Annotated in this window: 13 protein-coding genes; 5 read left to right on the top strand and 8 right to left on the bottom strand. The window is 43.4% G+C overall.

Going from position 1 to position 18,560, the window contains the following annotated elements:
- Window positions 1-473 precede the first annotated feature (473 nt).
- Window positions 474-1,277, bottom strand: a complete 804-nt coding sequence (gene pssA, locus MHN00_RS07850; RefSeq protein WP_014950059.1) for a CDP-diacylglycerol--serine O-phosphatidyltransferase — start codon at window positions 1,275-1,277, stop codon at window positions 474-476.
- 376 nt (window positions 1,278-1,653) lie between these two features.
- Between pssA and xdp1 (MHN00_RS07845) the strand changes: the two genes are divergently transcribed.
- The 3 genes from xdp1 (MHN00_RS07845) (at window position 1,654) to prsT (ending at window position 6,557) form a co-directional block, all read left to right on the top strand.
- The gene (gene xdp1, locus MHN00_RS07845; protein ID WP_239300845.1) at window positions 1,654-2,589 is read left to right on the top strand and encodes an exosortase-dependent surface protein XDP1; all 936 of its coding nucleotides are present in this window, start codon (window positions 1,654-1,656) and stop codon (window positions 2,587-2,589) included.
- Between the two features lie 182 nt (window positions 2,590-2,771).
- On the top strand, window positions 2,772-3,638 hold the full coding sequence (xdp1, locus tag MHN00_RS07840; RefSeq protein WP_014950061.1) for an exosortase-dependent surface protein XDP1: 867 nt from the start codon (window positions 2,772-2,774) through the stop codon (window positions 3,636-3,638).
- Between the two features lie 105 nt (window positions 3,639-3,743).
- Complete coding sequence (gene prsT, locus MHN00_RS07835; protein ID WP_239300844.1) at window positions 3,744-6,557, top strand: XrtA/PEP-CTERM system TPR-repeat protein PrsT; 2,814 nt, start codon at window positions 3,744-3,746, stop codon at window positions 6,555-6,557.
- Between the two features lie 18 nt (window positions 6,558-6,575).
- Here the strand turns inward: prsT and dld are convergent, their stop codons facing one another.
- Both dld and MHN00_RS07825 read right to left on the bottom strand, forming a co-directional pair.
- Window positions 6,576-8,279, bottom strand: coding sequence for a D-lactate dehydrogenase (gene dld / locus MHN00_RS07830; protein ID WP_202286121.1), 1,704 nt, complete (start codon window positions 8,277-8,279; stop codon window positions 6,576-6,578).
- 37 nt (window positions 8,280-8,316) lie between these two features.
- On the bottom strand, window positions 8,317-10,026 hold the full coding sequence (locus MHN00_RS07825; protein ID WP_239300843.1) for an L-lactate permease: 1,710 nt from the start codon (window positions 10,024-10,026) through the stop codon (window positions 8,317-8,319).
- A gap of 160 nt (window positions 10,027-10,186) precedes the next feature.
- On the opposite strand from MHN00_RS07825, the gene MHN00_RS07820 reads away from it, so the two are divergent.
- A complete protein-coding gene (locus MHN00_RS07820; RefSeq protein WP_014979761.1) occupies window positions 10,187-11,092 on the top strand; it encodes a LysR family transcriptional regulator in 906 nt (301 codons plus the stop codon).
- Window positions 11,093-11,154: 62 nt separating this feature from the next.
- On the opposite strand, the gene MHN00_RS07815 is transcribed toward MHN00_RS07820, so the two are convergent.
- From MHN00_RS07815 to rluD, 5 genes are all read right to left on the bottom strand, one after another.
- A complete protein-coding gene (locus MHN00_RS07815; protein WP_014976971.1) occupies window positions 11,155-12,282 on the bottom strand; it encodes a DcaP family trimeric outer membrane transporter in 1,128 nt (375 codons plus the stop codon).
- A gap of 180 nt (window positions 12,283-12,462) precedes the next feature.
- On the bottom strand, window positions 12,463-12,783 hold the full coding sequence (locus tag MHN00_RS07810; protein WP_014950067.1) for a hypothetical protein: 321 nt from the start codon (window positions 12,781-12,783) through the stop codon (window positions 12,463-12,465).
- A gap of 231 nt (window positions 12,784-13,014) precedes the next feature.
- Entirely contained in the window at window positions 13,015-15,591 is a 2,577-nt protein-coding gene (gene clpB / locus MHN00_RS07805; RefSeq protein ID WP_014950068.1) for an ATP-dependent chaperone ClpB, read from the bottom strand.
- Between the two features lie 249 nt (window positions 15,592-15,840).
- On the bottom strand, window positions 15,841-16,596 hold the full coding sequence (gene pgeF, locus MHN00_RS07800) for a peptidoglycan editing factor PgeF (RefSeq protein WP_039228263.1): 756 nt from the start codon (window positions 16,594-16,596) through the stop codon (window positions 15,841-15,843).
- A 16-nt stretch (window positions 16,597-16,612) separates the two neighbouring features.
- Complete coding sequence (gene rluD, locus MHN00_RS07795; RefSeq protein ID WP_014950071.1) at window positions 16,613-17,596, bottom strand: 23S rRNA pseudouridine(1911/1915/1917) synthase RluD; 984 nt, start codon at window positions 17,594-17,596, stop codon at window positions 16,613-16,615.
- A 186-nt stretch (window positions 17,597-17,782) separates the two neighbouring features.
- Between rluD and MHN00_RS07790 the strand changes: the two genes are divergently transcribed.
- Window positions 17,783-18,547, top strand: coding sequence for an outer membrane protein assembly factor BamD (locus tag MHN00_RS07790; protein ID WP_014950072.1), 765 nt, complete (start codon window positions 17,783-17,785; stop codon window positions 18,545-18,547).
- The last annotated feature ends 13 nt before the right edge of the window (window positions 18,548-18,560 follow it).

Raw genomic sequence — 18,560 nt, 5'->3', positions numbered from 1 at the left:
CCTGCCGCCAGCGTTCAATCTGAGCCATGATCAAACTCTTCAATTAAATATATCGAAATATGAATCGTCGTTGTGACACTCTTAACGAGTGCCCACACAGATTGTCTTGTCTAAATTTTTAAAGAACGTTACTAGCTTTTGCTAGCTGCCTCTCCCGAAGCGGATGCGTATCTTACAGCGCATCTTTTTTTTGTCAACAACTTTTGTTTATTTATTTTTAAACTTGGTTTTTGACATCCTCATCAGTTGTTAGCGTTTTGCTGTTCCCTGTTGAGGAGGCGCGCATTCTACGCATTCCTGTAGCATCGTCAACACCCTTTTTTAAATAAATATAAAAAAAGCGACCATTCGGTCGCTTTTTAATCTATTAGTACATTAAGCATGCGTTTACGCTTGTATATCCTTATTCTATCAGCTCAAAAAGGCATATCCTCTTTATTATTGAGCGAAGACATCTGATTATTGCTACGTAATCATTCCTGCTTATTGTCTACACTTTCATTGCTTTTCTTTTTATCGGCATTGAAGTCTGCATCTTCTTCATGATCGCCCACTACATCGTCTAACGTTACTTTCTCAACGGTACGAAACGTATTGATAGGTCCAGCTAACGCATATAGTGCAAAAACGAGGAACAATACTAAAGCGGGTTCTGTTGCCACAACAACGAATATCAGAAGAACTAAAAGAAGGCCTACAAATGGAACCTTACCGTGCCAATTAACTTCTTTGAAAGAATTGTATTTAAAGTTACTCACCATCAGCAAACCTGCCAAGCCAGTTACTGCAGCAACTATTAAACCATAGTCGGTACCAACAGCATCATACTCAACTCCAACCCATACAAGACCAGAGACAACAGCCGCAGCAGCCGGACTTGCGAGACCTTGGAAGAAACGCTTATCGGCAATACCAACTTGCGTATTGAAGCGAGCTAAACGAAGAGCTGCACCCGCTACATATATAAAGGCCGCTAACCAGCCTAACTTGCCCAGCTCAGTTAACCCCCAATTATAAGCAACAAGTGCAGGTGCCATTCCAAATGAAACCATATCTGCCATTGAGTCATACTCAGCACCAAAGTCGCTTTGCGTGTTCGTCATTCTTGCCACACGCCCATCTAAGCCATCAAAAATCATAGCAACAAAGATAGCCACTGCCGCGGCTTCGAACCTGCCGTTCATTGACGAAACCACAGCAAAGAAACCCGAAAACAACCCTGCTGTTGTTAATAAGTTGGGAAGTAAGTATATCCCTTTACGTTTTTGATCAGACATATGTCCTCATACTTCTACATATACAATTGCACTAATTATTTCATAGATATGCAGGAACGCATAGCAAAGTAAAAAGGCTGCCTCGTTCCTTTACATAACGCCGTTGCAAAACGTTATTAGCTTTGCATTGATTACACGTACTCCTACCACAATGCCGGCGCTTGGCTTCTATTTATTCAGGACCGCGTATGCTCACGATCAAACAAACAACTAATAACTAGGTATACGGTTACATACCTTAAATAGCTCACCGTTCATATATCATACAAGTCCATGTTGAAATTAGGTACTACCAAGTTTGTGTTCGCATAATGTGCGCACACATCACTCGGCGTGTACTTGAAGTGCTTTGCGCTTCATATATAGGAAAGCAATTATGCGAACGCTACAAAAAACGTTTTCTTTGCAAACTGTACTATTACTTTCCACAGCTTTGCTATCTACCCTGAGTGCTAATTCAGCATTCGCTACCTACTATAAAAAGCAAAGTTATTCTCACTGTGGGTCATCGAGCCAAAGCTACGAACAAAGCAATGTATGTAACTCTCCGTTGGGAGAATACACCTACGATCTAGTCGATGACAAAGTGACACAAACCAATCAGACGAATAATTCCTTTGTTCAAATAGACGGATTAAATATTAATATGTCCGCCTTTTCGGACACACAAGGAGTTACCGGCGAAACAGTCGTTGGCGCCAAGTTAGAAAAAATCTCAGATAAATGGGCTTACGGCATAACAAACAATGATGAAGCATACTATCGTGGCGACGCTGACCACGCTATTGACAATATCAACTATTACTCTCAAGGTAGCGCGAACGCTTATTATAGTGGTATGACTAACGTAGAACGTGACTATGACTTCGTGTTGTTATCTTTCGACTCTGCGGTGACACTAACGGGCGCAAGTTTTTCATGGTTTTACAGTGGCAGCGACAGCCAAGTATCTGTTGCAGCACTAAGTAATACTTCGAAACTAACCTCAGGTGTTAACACGTGGAGCGATATTGTCGCTAACGCCTTAACTTCAGCCTCATTTGATATTGAAAACTGTGAATATTTAGATCACCGCGCTGACTTTACTTTCACTGAGTCCGCTCAATATTGGTTGGTTGGCGCTTATAACACCGTATTCGGAAATATTGGCGGCCATGTAGGTAATGATGCCTTTAAGCTTGCTAATGTTGGCTTCTCTGTAACAGAGTCTGCCGGTACGCCAACGCCAACAGAAGTTTCTGAACCTGGCACCATTGGCTTACTCATGGCTTGTTCACTTCTCGTGATGTGGCGTCGCAAAAAATCCATTTGAAGAAATTAGACTTTAGATCACTGACAGGTTGGAAAATCTGTCAGTTTTTTTTACCCTCTCTCATATCGTCCCTTTTCAAATTATAACATTAACTTAAAAATCATAAACTTAAACAAACTGGCATGAAATAAGCATAACATTAGAAATAATCATCTAATTTTGCTTTTTGGGTAGTTCAAAATATGAAGTTTTCTACATCGCTGACAATACTATTACTTGCTGTTAGTTCATCAGTTTTCGCTACAGATTCAAGCCTCAACAGTGCAAAGTATGATGCACAATACACACTCGCCAATTCTAATGGCAGCGCTAATTACTCACAAACGACCAATGCGCAAAACAGCAATACCTCAATCGAGATCAACGGCGTTACAGTTGATGTAGGAATCACTGCTTGGTCAAACTCTGCAGGACACGCCGACGACAAACTTGCCCAGGGCAATATTCAAGGTTGGTGGAACTGTACGCTTGGTCATAATGGTTGTACTTTAGCAAATAGACACGTTGGCTACGGAATTAAAAATAGTGATTATTCTTGGGGAGGTGATAGTCACGCAGTTGATAATAGCGGTGACGGCGGTGGCAGAGATTTTGATATGTTCTTACTGTCATTTAGCGAGTCAGTGACTCTTGAAAATGCAGCCTTCACTTGGGTAGTCGGCGACAATGATAGTAAAGAAGTTACTGTTGCGGGTCTTAATAGTATTGCGGCATTTGAGAGCGGAGCCAACTCAACTTGGAACACTGTTACAAGCGCTATTGTTGAGAATACACTAGGTCACTATGGCGTAGGTTCAAAAGGCTCAAACGGTTTGTACGAATCAACATTTACGAAGCTAACTGGTAGTGCAAAATACTGGTTAATAGGTGCATACAATACCATTTTCGACGATAACGCTAAGAGTAACTTTAACAGCGTACAATTAAAACTGTCTTCCATTGGTGTGTCAATGACTCAACCAACCGCAGAAGTTAGTGAGCCTGGCGCCCTAGCACTGATGGGGTTGGGTTTAGGTCTTGTTCTTTATAGACGTAAGCGCCGCGTTTAATTGTTTAAAAACGCATAGAAAACACGTATCTTTAGAAGGTGGCTTAGGCCACCTTTTTTTATGCTATTTTTAAGCCAGCGGCTAGGCTAAGTTTCGAAGGTATATATGGATTTTTTTAATAATAAAAAGCGTGTTGTACAACGCGCTATTGTCTCTGCAGTTGCCTCATCATTAATCGCTTTTAACAGTTTTGCTTCTACGTCAGAAGACTACGAAAAAGCACTGACCGCGTTTAATCAAAACGAATACGACGAAGCCTATATCCACCTTAAAAACAGCTTACAAAAAGATCCTGAAAACCTTGCTGCAAAAATCCTAATGGGCGAAATACTGCTTATTAATGGCTACTTAACTGCAGCAGAAATGGAGTTTGTAGAAGCGTTGGAAATGGGTGCAGATATCAACCTTCTGGCAGAGCCTCTCGGCAACACTTGGTTGTTTTTGAACAGGTACCAAGAAATTGTAGACTTCTCTGATCTAAACAAACTGTCAGGTGATGCGGAGCGCGAGTGGCTGATGATACGTGCAACTGCGTGTATTAGACTGCAAGACGAGTCGTGTGCCCTACGTGATTACAATACAATTGTTTCACGCACGCCTAATTTTGTACCTGCAATAAATGGCTTAGCCTCCATAGCTCTTCAAAATGAAGATTTATCCAAAGCGACCTCGCTTATCAATAAAGCCATGTCGTTAGAACCAGAAAATGCAATAACATGGCGATTGAAGGGGCAACTCGCATACCGACAGGGTGATACAGACGCTGCAACCGCACACTTACAAAAAGCACTGACTTTTAATCGAGACGATCCCATTGCATTACGGAATCTTGTTGATTTGTATTTAGAAGCGAAAGACTACGACACGGCAAAACTGTTCGTAGATGAGATAATCCAAGATACACCCAATGATCCGCTGGCAATTTTACTTAATAGCTGGTTACAAAGCAGAGATAACCAGCAAGCTATCGATAACGAAAAACTAAAAGAACTTAACGACTTCATGGCTCAACTGGATCCTGAGCTTATTACCTCACAGCCCATGTTGCTTTACATAAGTGGTTTAACTAACTTCTTTAATAACAACATGGAGACAGCCGCGAAAGATTTTAACGCTTATTTGCAACAAGAGCCTGATGACTTACAGGCGGTATTGATGTTGAGCCAAGTTTACATGGCGACTCAACAAGATAAGCAGGCCCTTGCCCTGCTTGAACGTCATCAGGATGCGTTAATGGAAGACCCAGACTCAGCACTGCTTTTAGGTGACTTATTTATTCGCCAAAACAAAGCCTTTAAAGCCGAGCGACTTTTGCAAAATCTTGAATATAAATACCCGAATGAAAACAAGCTCCAGCTATTTAAGATTAAATTAATGGCTGCTAGAGGTAAGCAAGATGAAGCGCTATCGATTCTTGAAAATAACTTATCTACCTACAAGGATAATGCCGGCTTTCTTTTCACTTATTCATTGATGAATTTACAAGCTCAGCAGTTTAAGAATGCATTAAAAGGCGCTGACTTACTAAGCGCTTTGTTTCCAAACGAAGCAGAAGTTTTCAATCTTAAAGCCGGTATATTGATTAGACAGGGTCGATTAGAAGAAGCCAAGATCAACATAGAAAAAGCGCTAGCGCAAAACCCGACGCTTTTCCCTGCGAAATTCAATTTAGCAGCCACGGAAAGCCGTTTAGGAAATGTCGATAAATCTAACCTGCTAGTAGAAGAGTTACTTGCTCTGTCTCCCCAACATAATGAAACGCTGATGCTGAAAGCGTTCAATTTAAGCAAAGCAGGAAATCTAGAAGAAGCTAAGCAAATTTATCTCGATATATTGACGCTTACACCTTCAAATACTGGAGCGAGAGAGCGCGTTTCGTCTTTGTATCAACAACAAGGCGACACAAAAAATGCGCTCTATCACTTAGACCTCTTAATCAAAGACGATTTCGACAACGCCGATTATCTCCTTCGAAAAGCAGCGCTTCAGTTAGAAGCAGGTCAACGTGCCGATGCAGAAAAAACGCTAAGTATTGTGAGGAATTTTATCAATGACGATGCCGGCAAGCTTATCGCATATGCTGATCAAGCTCGGAGTGTTGATAATAATGAAAACGCCTTAGACGCCATGGCCCGAGCGTATGAAATAGCGAATACAAGTACGTTTGTCACGTTGCGCTATGTGAGCCTACTGCTCGACATGCAAAACAACGACAAAGCACAATCATTGCTAACAACCATTCCCGCAAACCAACAACAAAATCCGGTTTATTATTTCTTGAAAGGCCGTCTGGCAGCAAATAAGGGAAACAGTGAACAAGCTATCAAAGAGTTTGAAAAAGCGTTAGACGTAGACGCTACTTTTGCACAGGCTTTTGTTGCCATTTACAACTACGCACTGAACGATCAGTTTGTCGATGTATTCTTGAATACGGCAAGAAAACTGGTGAGCGAGAATGAAAACAATCTGCTGGCAAAAAACCTGTTGGCGCAATACTTATTCTTCATTCAAGAGTTCGATGAGTCGATAGCGCTTTACAAGGAGCTTGTTGAGCAACCAAACTTACTCAACCCTGCTGAGGCTTACAATCGCCTAGCGATCATGCATATCGAGGAATCGCTAGTCACTGCAAAAAACTATGCACGTCAGGCCTACGAGCTTCAACCAAACTCAGCAAAAATATTGGATACCTACGGTCACATCAAAGCGCTACAAGGAGACTATGAAGGCAGCCTTAAAATGCTGAGGGATGCGTTCGCCAGAGACGCCAACGACCCAAATATTCGCTATCACCTGGGCTACACGCTAGCCAAGCTCAATAGAATTGAAGAGGCGAAGAAAGAGCTAGAATATGCAGTAAAAGTGGAACGCCCTTTCTTTAAGCGTCCTCAAGCAAGAACGCTATTAGAGAGCCTATAAGGCTCTCTTCGCATGCAGCTATAGACAGCACGAACAGTTGCGTTTGTGCTTTTCCATTTTGCCAATACCAGGGTTAAACGTATTGGTTGGATCTAAGTCTTTGTAAAATTTCTGCAAGTTACTTTCGGCTTCATACAAATGACCTACATTGTGTTCAGCCGGATACTTAGCGCCACGACTGTCTAATAGTGCCAACATATCTGCTTTTACTTTTTTGGCGTCGCTGCCTTTTTTAAGTATATAATCTTGATGGAAGACATGGCAGAAGAAATGTCCATAATAAAGTGACTTTTCAACGTGTTTGGCGATGTGCTCAGGCAGGTTCTCGACCCATAAATCATCATTGCGGCGCAATGCGATGTCCAATGCTAAGATATCTCCTACTTGCTTATGGTGTAACGTTTGATAGCGAACCGCGGCGCCAGCTGCAGCAAAACGTAATAAAAACGCCTTAGACGCTTCTTCTTCATTACAAGTAATGAAGTCACCATCTAGCTTCTCTTCGTTAAACAGCTTGGCCAAAAGCGTTTTAACCTCTTCGATCCCACCATCGCTCATTTTAAGGATTAGATGATGCTCGTACTTGTCGCGGTAAGTTCTTATACTCGAGGGTATTTGGTCAGAAAAGAACTTACTACCGAACTGCATCAATCTATCGCTTAGGTAAGGAGGAAGCAGAGGTAACTTGTTGAGCACGGCATCCACCCGCCCTTTGAGTGCAAACATTTTAGGTAGCGAGTCAGTTCCCAAACGCTGAATACTTATGATGGTATCTTTTCCGTAAACATCTGCAATATCGAACATTTCTCTATGAAGATATTCACCCACCTCAGGAACGTTTTTACATTGAGTCAGTATGTCTCTGCGAATACGAGTAAGTACAGAGGCATCATTCGTACCGATATAAAACGTTTGTTCTTCATTAGGCACTTCGAATGTATCCAAACGCACCGCGAACACAGCAATTTTACCTGCGCATCCACTGGCTTCGTAAAGCCGTGTTGGATCGGCATTAAAGCGGCTCGGCGTATCAGCATTTACGTCTCTAACGATGTGTTCATAATCACTTGCCGACGCTTTCATACTGGTTTCAGGTAGAGATTTTGGAAAGTTGCCAGAAGAAAGGTTTCCGATAATTTCTTCTGGCGTGTCGCCTAAATCTATCCCTAGGTGATTAACAAGCTTTAGCTCTCCGCTTTTATCCACCTGAGCGAACAGCGATAACTCAGTATAGGCAGGTCCCCTTTTGACAAGTGCCCCACCTGAGTTGTTTGCAACACCACCGACAATAGACGCACCTAGGCATGACGAACCAATTACAGAGTGAGGCGCACGCCCGAGTGGCTTTAGTGCCTTTTCAAGTTTGAACAGTGTTGCTCCCGGAAAGCTCAATACTTGCGTTCCGTCGTTAACCAGAACAATATCGTCCATTGCTAACGTATTTATAACCACCACTGGTCTATCGTAGTCGCTTCCACTTGGTGTTGAGCCTTCGGTCAAGCCGGTTTTCGCGGCCTGCATAATAATGATGCAGTTATATTCAACGCAAACCTTTAGCACTTCCCAATATTGCATTAGCGTATGTGGAAAAAGTACAGCCAATGCTTCGCCCTCGCCTGACCGCCATCCCTTGCGATAGTGCTCAGTTTGACGCGTTCCTACGGCAAGGTTGCTTTCCCCTAGCACGCGTTTAAAAGCGTCAATAATTGGGGTTGTTTGCATGTATAACTCCTTAGAACAGTGCAATGCGTATTAAAAATTAGTTTGTGCCGACTAATGGACCGCCGACTTCAAACACATAAACCCCCAACCATACTAAAATACCTGCAAATGCAACGTAATATATAGTTGGGATAACAGTCTTTCTTAAAGTAGCTCCCTCTTGCCCCATTAATCCTACCGTTGCCGACGCAGCTACAACATTGTGTATTGCAATCATGTTTCCGGCAGCCGCCCCAACGGCTTGCGCTGCGATAATTAGTGCAGGTGACAATTGAAGGCTTAGTGCTGCTTCGAACTGAAACTGGCTGAACATCATATTTGATACTGTATTCGAGCCTGCGATAAATGCACCTAATGCACCAATAGTAGGGCTAATTAATGGGAAAGCTTCGCCAAACATATTGGCGAACAATTGCGCGCCAGCTATCGGCATACTGACGATGTCGGCGCCATTCACACCTGAGTTTATAAAAAGCCTAACCATAGGAATTGTGAACATCAATACAAAACCAGCACTTAGCAACGTTTTGCTGGAATCATTGAAAGCCTTAAACAACACTTCTCCCTTGGATACCTTTTTACTTTGAATGATTACTGCAACCAATGCACCTATTAACAACAACCCACCAGGAAGATATAGCGGACTGATTGATGCACTTACACCGGTTTCACCCAGTATGTTGTCAAATGAGAGTGTCAGCGACGTAGTAAATTCTTTTATTGTTGGAAACACTCTGGATATAACGAGCAAAAGTGCAACAACTAAATAAGGGACCCAAGCAGTAACCCAATGCATGGCCTTTTGTGACGTTATGTCGTCTGCTTTTATTTCCAAATTACCCAGCCAACCTTTGTCCCATGACGCTTTCGGCGGGAAATCCCATGTTGCTTTAGGCATCAAGAAACCATTTTTAGCTGCAGTAACAACCACTGCCAAGCTCACCAATCCTCCAATCAACGATGGAAATTCAGGGCCTAATACAATGCCGGTAAATACGTAAGGAATGGTAAAGCTGACGCCCGCGAATAAGGCGAAAGGTAGAATTTGTAACCCTTCGCGCCAAGATTTGTTGGAGCCAAAAAAGCGAGTGAGCATTACAGCCATTAAAACTGGCATAAATGAGCCAATAATTCCGTGGATAACTGCCACTTCAGAGGTGATTAGTTGAATAAACTGCTCCCATTGCCAGCCTTGAGCCTGCAAAGTCTGACTGATCGCTTGGCCGTCTAAGCCTTTGTTTACACCAATGACAATAGGCGTTCCCACCGCGCCGAAAGAGACGGGTGTGCTTTGGATCATCATACCAATAAGTACGGCAGCCAATGCTGGAAAACCGATGGCAACAAGCAAAGGAGCCGCTATAGCGGCCGGCGTGCCAAAACCAGAAGCACCTTCAATAAAAGTTCCGAAGCACCAAGCAATGATTATTGCCTGGACTCTTCTATCAGGTGAAATGTTGGTGAAACCCTGGCGGATAACATCAATTGCTCCAGTATATTTCAATGTGTTGAGCAGAAAAATTGCTCCAAATACAATCCACAAAACAGATACTGTAATCACTAAGCCTTGTAGAATTGAAGCGCCCACCCGTACTGCCGACATATCCCATGCTAAAAGTGCCATAAGTGCTGTACTTGCTAATACAACTGGCATTGCTCTTTTCGCAGACCACTGTAAACCCAATAGCAGCACTGCTGAAAGCGTTATAGGTAGCAACGCTAATAATCCAAGGGTTATCTCATTCATGAGTTTTCCTCTTATTATAATTAGTTAATTATTCGAGTTTCTAACGTTAGAAACTCGATGTTAATGCAGGGTTAAAATTTAGGTATGCGACTGTACTAATTTCTCACGTGTTGATATATATGCATTAAAGACAAAGTTTATTTCCATTTTTGGACTAATAGTGGCAAAAGCAGACGATATTATCCTTTTTGTGAACGTAGTTGATGAAGGCTCTTTTTCAAAGGTCGCTCAAAAACTCAACCTAACTAATTCTGTAGTAAGTAAGCGTATCGCACGATTAGAGTCAGATTTGAACGTTCAATTGCTTTACCGCTCTACACGAAAGCTCAATTTAACTGATGCAGGAAGAACACTGTACAATAAGGCGAGAATCGCCAATTTAGCCATTCAAGACGCAGAAGATGCCGTCAGTGGTTACAGTGATGAAGTGCGTGGAAAAATCCGAATTACTATGCCCAATGTATCAGCAAAACTGGTCTTAAATCGCGCAATTGCCGAGTTTTGCAATTTACACGAAGAGGTGGATGTAGAGCTTGCAATTACCAATCGCGTTACCAATATCATTGAAGAAGGCTACGATCTCGCCATTCGTACAGCCCACCTTGAGGACTCCTCTCTTATTGCTAAACGCCTTATAGATTCAAAATGGATAGTATGCGCAAGCCCCACATATCTTAAAAACAAAAGCCGCCCAAATCATCCTGATGACTTAACTGAACATAATTGTTTAATTTACAAGTACGATAGCACTGGCCCAGACTTCTGGCCGTTTCATATTGAAGGAGAGCTTCATAACGTTCAAATTGGCGGGCGAATACAGTCAAACAACTTGGATGCGTTAAGGCAAGCCGCTATTGCAGGTGTGGGGGTAGCATTTCTTCCCAAGGCATTAGTGCATGAAGATATCGAAGATGGGGCGCTTTCGCCTCTACTTGTCGAGTACGTAACTAAGACTATGGGTATTTATGCCGTTTATCCTCGTTCGCGTCAGCCTGACAAAAAGCTAAAGCTACTGGTCAACTACCTTCAAGAGGCGTTTAGCAATAGAAGCGCCTATTTTTATTGATAAACATTGAAGTAATCTCCGTTTACATCAAAAACATGGCGCTAAACATAATTGAAGCGATCTTAAAACGCGAACTTAGCTGACGCTTGGATGTAATTGGAGTCAATGCTGTCTATATTGTCATCATTGATAGAATAAGCACCAAACTCTAGGCCAACATCAAGGCGCGGCGCTACCGTATCAATAACATTCACCGCCCAGTGCGAACGTTTGCGCCCCAAAATATCTGTTTTAGCTGCTCCATAAAATACAGTGCTGCGGAGGGTTTCAGTCCAAAAATGGCGATACGCTACGGTATAAGCCAGCGTACTTTCCGTTTCCAATGTTTGAGTTGCAGGATCCTCAACAACATCAGCAGTCATGCCGGCCGCAGCATACCGACCGGGCTTACCCGCGGTTAATTGAAAACGTAGATCATCTTTTGCAAAAAGTGGTATTTTGCCTGCGATATTTACTGCTGCTGTAACTTCTTCAACCCCTCCTTGATCGACAAGTCGTATTACAGAGCCGAAAGCATATTGCCCATATTGACTATCTAAATTGTATCGTACAACAAAGTCGGGTGTAGACTCATCAGGGTCAGCGGCTACACCTGTAAGCCCTACAGCATTGGCAGGTGCGTCGGTATCACCATCCCCAATGGTCTCTGGGCTTTCGATGGCAAATTGCCAGTTTCCAGAGGTGTATCTAACCTGAACTTGCCTTGCAAACACTTCTCCTACATGAGGACCACCAAAATCTAACGACTCAGGAATAACGTGAAGCGGCATAAAGGTGCTCCAGTTTTGCCCCGCACTCCAGTTCTTATAGGTGATGAAGAAGTGACGTAATCTCAAGTTAGTAGAGTTACTTACCGCTTCGTTACCGCCTCCGCCATACATATCGACTTCTATAAAAGTACTCACCTCCCCTATAGAAACGCCCATATTTAAGCGTGACTCTCCTACATTGAAACCTGTGTGTGATGTCTCTATTGCTTCCCCGCCAGGAAAATTACCAATCCAATAATCCTGATAAGCAATATCCCCTTCAACATGCCTGACATCTACTTTGGCATAACCTCCAACACTAACCTTAACGTGTTCGTTACCGACCTTCCCGTTGAACAACTCTATGCCGTGAGAAGGGTTAAGAATTAGCGCTAATGCACAAGCAGATAAGCGTAGGGTGTATTTATTGTTTGTTTTCATTATTCGTCCTAATAGCTGAAACTATTTAACATGTCGTTAACGGGCGGATAATGTATTCGTTCGTGCTCAGAGGATAAACCGAGTTTAGAATATTAACTTTTTCCTAAATTCGCATAATCAGAGGTTTACTTTTTGAATGTTAATTGTGTAAAGAGATGAAGAATATTGAGCATAAATCGCTCAATAGAAAAATAATAAAAGGCTACTTGTTGCTAACACGATAAGTGAAAGTAATGATATTGATTGAAGTGTCTTACCCCAACTTTGCGAAAACCAACTTAAACACAAAGACAGAGAAAACACAGTAAGTGCAGACATAATAGTATCTGCAGGCGAGAATGTCGCTTGATTTACACTCAATGCAAATACGGCAAAACCAGTACCTATGGCACCGACTGCGCTCACAATCATGCATAATATGAAATGCGCACAAAGCTTAGCTATATCTCGGGGCATTGAGCGCGCAGAAACTACCGCTTCGTTTGAATTATATAACTGCATCGCAACCTCTTAACCCTCTCAATAATAAGGTAATGATAATCGTTATCATTATTAAATCAAGAAAATTAATTAGCTGTATTAGGAAAATTCATTAAACAAGAAAGCGTAATCTGTCGCTCTTCGACCAGTGGCTTTTTAGTAAATCGTTTTTTGTTATGAAGCTGCCGATTAATGGTCTTTCGCGGAATCTACTGGCAATAAAAAAGGCACTGTCTCCAGTGCCTTTTGGTTTTAATTGCTGACAACGAAAAGTCCGCTGTCATCTGCATCAATACGAATGGTTGATTCCGGTATTAATTCGCCAGCAAGTAATTGATGCGCGAGTGGATTTTCCACCTGCACTTGTATCGCTCGCTTAAGCGGACGTGCGCCAAACACTGGGTCGAAGCCCGCGTCGGCCAATTTATCCATAGCCGCGGCAGACAGAGTAAGCTTATATCCTTTTTCTGCGAGCCTAGCGCGAAGCGAGGCAAGCTGAATTTTAGCAATAGATTTTATTTGCTCCTTCCCTAATGGATGGAATACCACAATATCATCGACGCGGTTGATGAACTCCGGTCTGAAGTGTTGCCCTACAACACTCATTACCGACGCTTTCATATCGTCATACTGACTTTCGTTGTGCTTATCTTGAATGATATCTGAACCTAAGTTGGACGTCATGATCACAACGGTATTTTTAAAATCTACAGTACGTCCTTGTCCGTCAGTCAACCGGCCGTCATCTAGTACTTGAAGCAGAATATTGAATACATCTGGATGTGCCTTTTCAACCTCATCCAACAAAATGACCGAGTATGGTTTGCGACGCACCGCTTCGGTTAAGTAGCCACCTTCCTCGTAGCCAACATAGCCAGGAGGTGCACCCACTAAGCGTGCTACCGAGTGTTTTTCCATAAATTCTGACATATCGATACGCACCATGGCATCTTCAGTATCGAACATAAAGCCTGCCAAGGCTTTGCAGAGCTCAGTTTTGCCCACGCCAGTTGGCCCTAAAAATAAGAATGAGCCAATAGGTCGATTTGGATCCGCAAGCCCAGCACGTGAACGGCGAATTGCGTTTGAAACCGCTTCAACCGCTTCTTCTTGTCCAACAACCCGTTTGTGAAGTACGTCTTCCATACGCAACAGCTTCTCACGCTCACCCTCAAGCATTCGCGCTACAGGTATACCCGTCCATCGCGAAAGCACATCTGCAATTTCAACGTCCGTCACTTTATTTTTGAGTAACGTCGTCTCGCGAGTTTCGTTTTCAGCCGCTTGCTCTAACTTTGCTTCAAGCTCTGGAATACGGCCGTACTGAAGTTCCGACATACGATTTAAATCAGATGCACGTCGCGCTATCTCCAAGTCAAGTTTAGCCTGCTCAAGCTCCCCTTTAATGGTTTGAGTGCCCTGCATGGCGTCTTTCTCATCCAGCCACACTTTCTCAAGCTCTGCGTACTTGGTTTCCGCTTGCTCACGCTCTAACTCAATCATCTCAAGTCGCTTATGGCTCGCATCATCTGTTTCTTTGGCCAGAGCTTGCTCTTCCAATTTTAGCTGGATGATACGACGCTCTAGACGATCCATCTCTTCGGGCTTGGAGTCTATTTGCAATCGAATGCTAGACGCAGCCTCGTCTATAAGATCAATGGCTTTGTCAGGCAATTGGCGGTCGCTAATATAACGATGCGACAAACTTGCCGCTGCAACGATAGCGGGATCAGTAATATCTACCGAGTGATGGAGCTCATAGCGCTCTTTTAAGCCACGCAGAATAGCAATAGTGTCTTCAACGCTCGGTTCTTCAACTAATACTTTTTGGAAACGACGTTCAAGTGCTGCGTCTTTTTCAATGTACTGACGATATTCATCCAGTGTTGTAGCACCAACGCAGTGAAGTTCACCACGGGCTAACGCAGGTTTAAGCATATTACCTGCATCCATCGCTCCATCGCCCTTCCCTGCACCTACCATAGTGTGCAGTTCGTCAACGAATAAGATCACGCGGCCTTCTTCTTTAGCCAGCTCATTAAGCACTGCTTTAAGGCGTTCTTCAAACTCACCGCGATATTTAGCTCCCGCCACTAACGCGCCCATATCAAGGGCAAGAACACGCTTGTTCTTTAAGCCCTCAGGCACTTCGCCATTAATGATGCGCTGAGCCAACCCTTCAACAATAGCCGTTTTACCCACACCCGGCTCACCAATGAGTACTGGGTTGTTTTTGGTTCGACGCTGCAGTACTTGAACAGTTCGGCGAATCTCATCATCTCGACCAATGACCGGGTCGAGCTTGCCTTGTTCTGCTCGCTCGGTTAAATCTGTCGTGTATTTTTCAAGCGCTTGACGTACATCTTCAGCATTAGGATCCGTGACCTTCTGACCACCACGCATGTCGTCTATTGCGCTTTCAATAGCTTCTTTAGTGATATTCAGGCTTTTGAGGATTTCCCCCAAGCGCCCTTTATCTTGTAGCGCCGCTAGAACAAAGATTTCTGAAGTGATGTATTCGTCTTTTCGCTGCTGCGCTATCTTGTCACAAAGATTTAGCAAAATGCCGCTGTCTTTACTTAATTGAACATCTCCCCCAATGCCTTCAATACGAGGTAGGCGCTCAATAGCTTGGCTCAGTGCTGAGCGTAGCGCATTTACATTGATGTTTGCTTGGTCAAGCAAAGGGCGTACTGACCCGCCTTGCTGATTTAGCATGGCAGTCATTAAATGGACAGGTTCAATGTATTGATGATCTCGCCCCAATGCGAGTGATTGAGCATCGGATATTGCGAGCTGAAATTTACTGGTAAATCTATCTAGTCTCATAATCTCAACCTAATTAATGAACAACTATACCTGCGTTAACACGCCGCGATTACGAACATTTTAACTCTCGCTGAGTGGGTAATGATCTATGCGGAATGGTATTCTTTATGTTCTAGTTATGTAGGCTGCTCAATTGCGATTCAAGTATGAGATTAAAAAGTTAGCCAAAAAGATAACAAATAATGTATGAAGTTTGATCTAGCGCAACTGTTTGATCAGACTAAAACTGCCGCCTTTTTTCGAAACAATTTAAAGCAGGCCTATTACGCTAACTATACGCCCAGTCGTGCGCTTGTTTTGATGCGTAGCTCTTCGATGGGAGTAAAAACGCTGTTCGTCAGTGTAAGTGCACAAGTTACTTTGTGTAATATTCTCAACGCCAGCTTGCTGCAATTGCACCTGTGCCACTAGAGGCAGATCTAATAAGTACTTCCCTCTATTAGAGCTATTAGCAATGGCACCGTCTATATGGCGAAACTTACTCGCCAACTGTACATCAACTTCGTAGCAGGGCCCGCTGATTGCAGGACCAACCCAAGCGATGAGTTTTTTTGCATCGCTGCCAAAGTGTGAAACAGCACTTCCGATAATGTTAGTATCGAGACCTTTCCAACCAGCATGTACTGCCGCCACTTCTTGACCGCTTTCATCACACAATAAAATGGGCACGCAGTCTGCGGTCATCACCGCACAAAAATGCGATGTTGAAGAAGAATACGACGCATCAGCGGTGGTATCTGCGCTCGGCAATGACACCACGCGGTTGCTGTGCACTTGCTCCAACCATGTGATCTTTTCACTATGTGGAATTAGGCTTCTATTGGCTTTCACTAGTAGGAGGTCGTCCCCCACGTGGGCGCCAACGTTCAAACCTGCAAAATCACCTATGCTTGTACCTCCCATTCTTGTCGTTGTGTATGCAACAACATTTGCGGGACATGACCACGCTGGAGTAATCAAATCCAGCGTGGATGATATAGGTGAATTTGCAGCTGACAATGTCATAAGTTCGCCTTACTTATTAAAGCATATCTTGTGGATTGTCCGCGGTGTCCTTTTTCACGGCTTTAAGCAAGTCCTGCATATCTTGAGGTAGGGGAGCTTTCCACGTCATCCACTCTTCAGTTTCAGGGTGAAACAGCGAGAGCTGTGCGGCGTGCAACGCCTGACGTTGGAATCCGCGAAGCGCAGCGATAAATTCTTCTGACGCCCCTTTAGGAAGACGAGGACGCCCGCCATAAACTTGGTCGCCAAGCAAAGGATGCTTAATGTGGGCCATGTGTACGCGGATTTGGTGCGTACGGCCAGTTTCAAGCTTCAAACGCAGGTGCGTGTATGCGCGAAATTTTTCGATAACACGAAAATGAGTGACCGCTGGTTTGCCCATTTCACGTACTGCCATATGCGTACGTTTTGTTGCGTGTCTACCAATAGGCGCATCTACAATACCACCAGCGACCATCGTACCTAAGGCAACGGCTTCGTATTCACGACTCATTTCCCGACGTTGAAGTTGGTCAACAAGATGCGTTTGAGCAGGAATTGTTTTTGCTACTACCATTAACCCCGTCGTGTCTTTGTCAAGGCGATGGACAATGCCCGCACGTGGAACTTTGTCTATCTCTGGACAATGATTTAACAAGGCATTTAGCACGGTACCGCTTGGGTTCCCTGCACCTGGATGCACAACCAAATCTGCTGGTTTGTTTATGACTAGGATGTGTTCATCTTCATAAACAATGTTTAACGCGATGTCTTGCGCTTCGCTCGTTACTTGTACATCCATTTCGGCCTGTACAGTAACAAGTTCATCCATTTGCATTTTGTGGCGAGGCACGGTGATTACTTCACCGTTTACAGCAACATTCCCATCTTGGATCCAAGTTTTTAGCTTAGAACGAGAATATTCAGGGAACAAATCAGCCAAAACCTGATCTAACCGTAAACCAAAATGCGCAGCTTCCGTTGAAGCTTCTAATTGTATTGTGTTCGGCGACTGTGTCATAACACCATTGATTACGTCTAAAAAAGGGTATTATAACAAGTATTCACGCTGTACACTGCCTTGTTTACGTTTTTGTATGGTTTTTCTCATCGTTAGTACGTTAGAATGCAATTAAAGTGTTGTTGTTTAACACATGAGCTTAGACAGCGAAGTATTAAAACTGTTTAGCAGGAAAATAGAATTATTATGAAATCATTTCGTCTACTGGCCCCCGTTTTATTGGGTGCTATGGTATCTGTCGCAGGATGTAGCTCTTCAGATAATGAAGAAAAAGCCGTATTAGCTAACATGGGTGCGCAGCAACTGTACGACAGAGCAAAGCAGAGCATGGAAGTAGGTAACTTCAGCGCTGCAGCACAAACGTTAAGCGCGCTAGATTCGCGCTACCCGTTCGGTCCCCTATCCCATCAGGTACAGCTAGACCTTATTTATAGCTATTATAAGTCAGGTAAAAACGAAGAAACGCTTGCCACTATCGACAGATTTATTCGTCTGAATCCAAACCATTCAGATGTTGATTACGCGTATTACATGCGTGGATTAACTAACATGGAATCAGATAGCAACCTTTTCCAAGAGTTAATGAATATTGACCGTACGGATAGAGACCCGTCGAAGTCTCGTGCTGCGTTTGAAGATTTCCGCAGACTGATTCAACAATATCCAGATAGCAAATATGCCGCAGATGCGAAACAGCGCATGGTTCATATTAAAGACCGCTTGGCTCGCTATGAAATCGCTATTGCACGTTTCTACATGAGACGCCAGGCTTATGTCGCTGCAGCAAACCGTGGTCGCTATGTTATAGAGCACTTCCCGAATACCACTCAAGTGCAACAAGCACTCGAAATTATGGTTTCAAGTTATGAGCAGCTTGGCCTAGATGAATTGCGTAACAATGCGATGAAGACACTAAAGCTTAACTACCCTGACAGCGAATTTATTAGCTAGATTTGGCTATTCT

Source organism: Alteromonas sp. Cnat2-8, assembly GCF_022348355.1.
GTDB lineage: Bacteria > Pseudomonadota > Gammaproteobacteria > Enterobacterales > Alteromonadaceae > Alteromonas > Alteromonas macleodii.
This window is presented reverse-complemented; position numbering and strand designations above follow the sequence as displayed.

What these genes read in the sequence shown, in the direction of transcription:
- pssA (WP_014950059.1), bottom strand. Translation starts at nt 1,277, where the DNA reads ATGTCTGATCAAAAACGTAAAGGGATATACTTACTTCCCAACTTATTA.
- xdp1 (WP_239300845.1), top strand. Translation starts at nt 1,654, where the DNA reads ATGCGAACGCTACAAAAAACGTTTTCTTTGCAAACTGTACTATTACTT.
- xdp1 (WP_014950061.1), top strand. Translation starts at nt 2,772, where the DNA reads ATGAAGTTTTCTACATCGCTGACAATACTATTACTTGCTGTTAGTTCA.
- prsT (WP_239300844.1), top strand. Translation starts at nt 3,744, where the DNA reads ATGGATTTTTTTAATAATAAAAAGCGTGTTGTACAACGCGCTATTGTC.
- dld (WP_202286121.1), bottom strand. Translation starts at nt 8,279, where the DNA reads ATGCAAACAACCCCAATTATTGACGCTTTTAAACGCGTGCTAGGGGAA.
- MHN00_RS07825 (WP_239300843.1), bottom strand. Translation starts at nt 10,026, where the DNA reads ATGAATGAGATAACCCTTGGATTATTAGCGTTGCTACCTATAACGCTT.
- MHN00_RS07815 (WP_014976971.1), bottom strand. Translation starts at nt 12,282, where the DNA reads ATGAAAACAAACAATAAATACACCCTACGCTTATCTGCTTGTGCATTA.
- MHN00_RS07810 (WP_014950067.1), bottom strand. Translation starts at nt 12,783, where the DNA reads ATGCAGTTATATAATTCAAACGAAGCGGTAGTTTCTGCGCGCTCAATG.
- clpB (WP_014950068.1), bottom strand. Translation starts at nt 15,591, where the DNA reads ATGAGACTAGATAGATTTACCAGTAAATTTCAGCTCGCAATATCCGAT.
- pgeF (WP_039228263.1), bottom strand. Translation starts at nt 16,596, where the DNA reads ATGACATTGTCAGCTGCAAATTCACCTATATCATCCACGCTGGATTTG.
- rluD (WP_014950071.1), bottom strand. Translation starts at nt 17,596, where the DNA reads ATGACACAGTCGCCGAACACAATACAATTAGAAGCTTCAACGGAAGCT.
- MHN00_RS07790 (WP_014950072.1), top strand. Translation starts at nt 17,783, where the DNA reads ATGAAATCATTTCGTCTACTGGCCCCCGTTTTATTGGGTGCTATGGTA.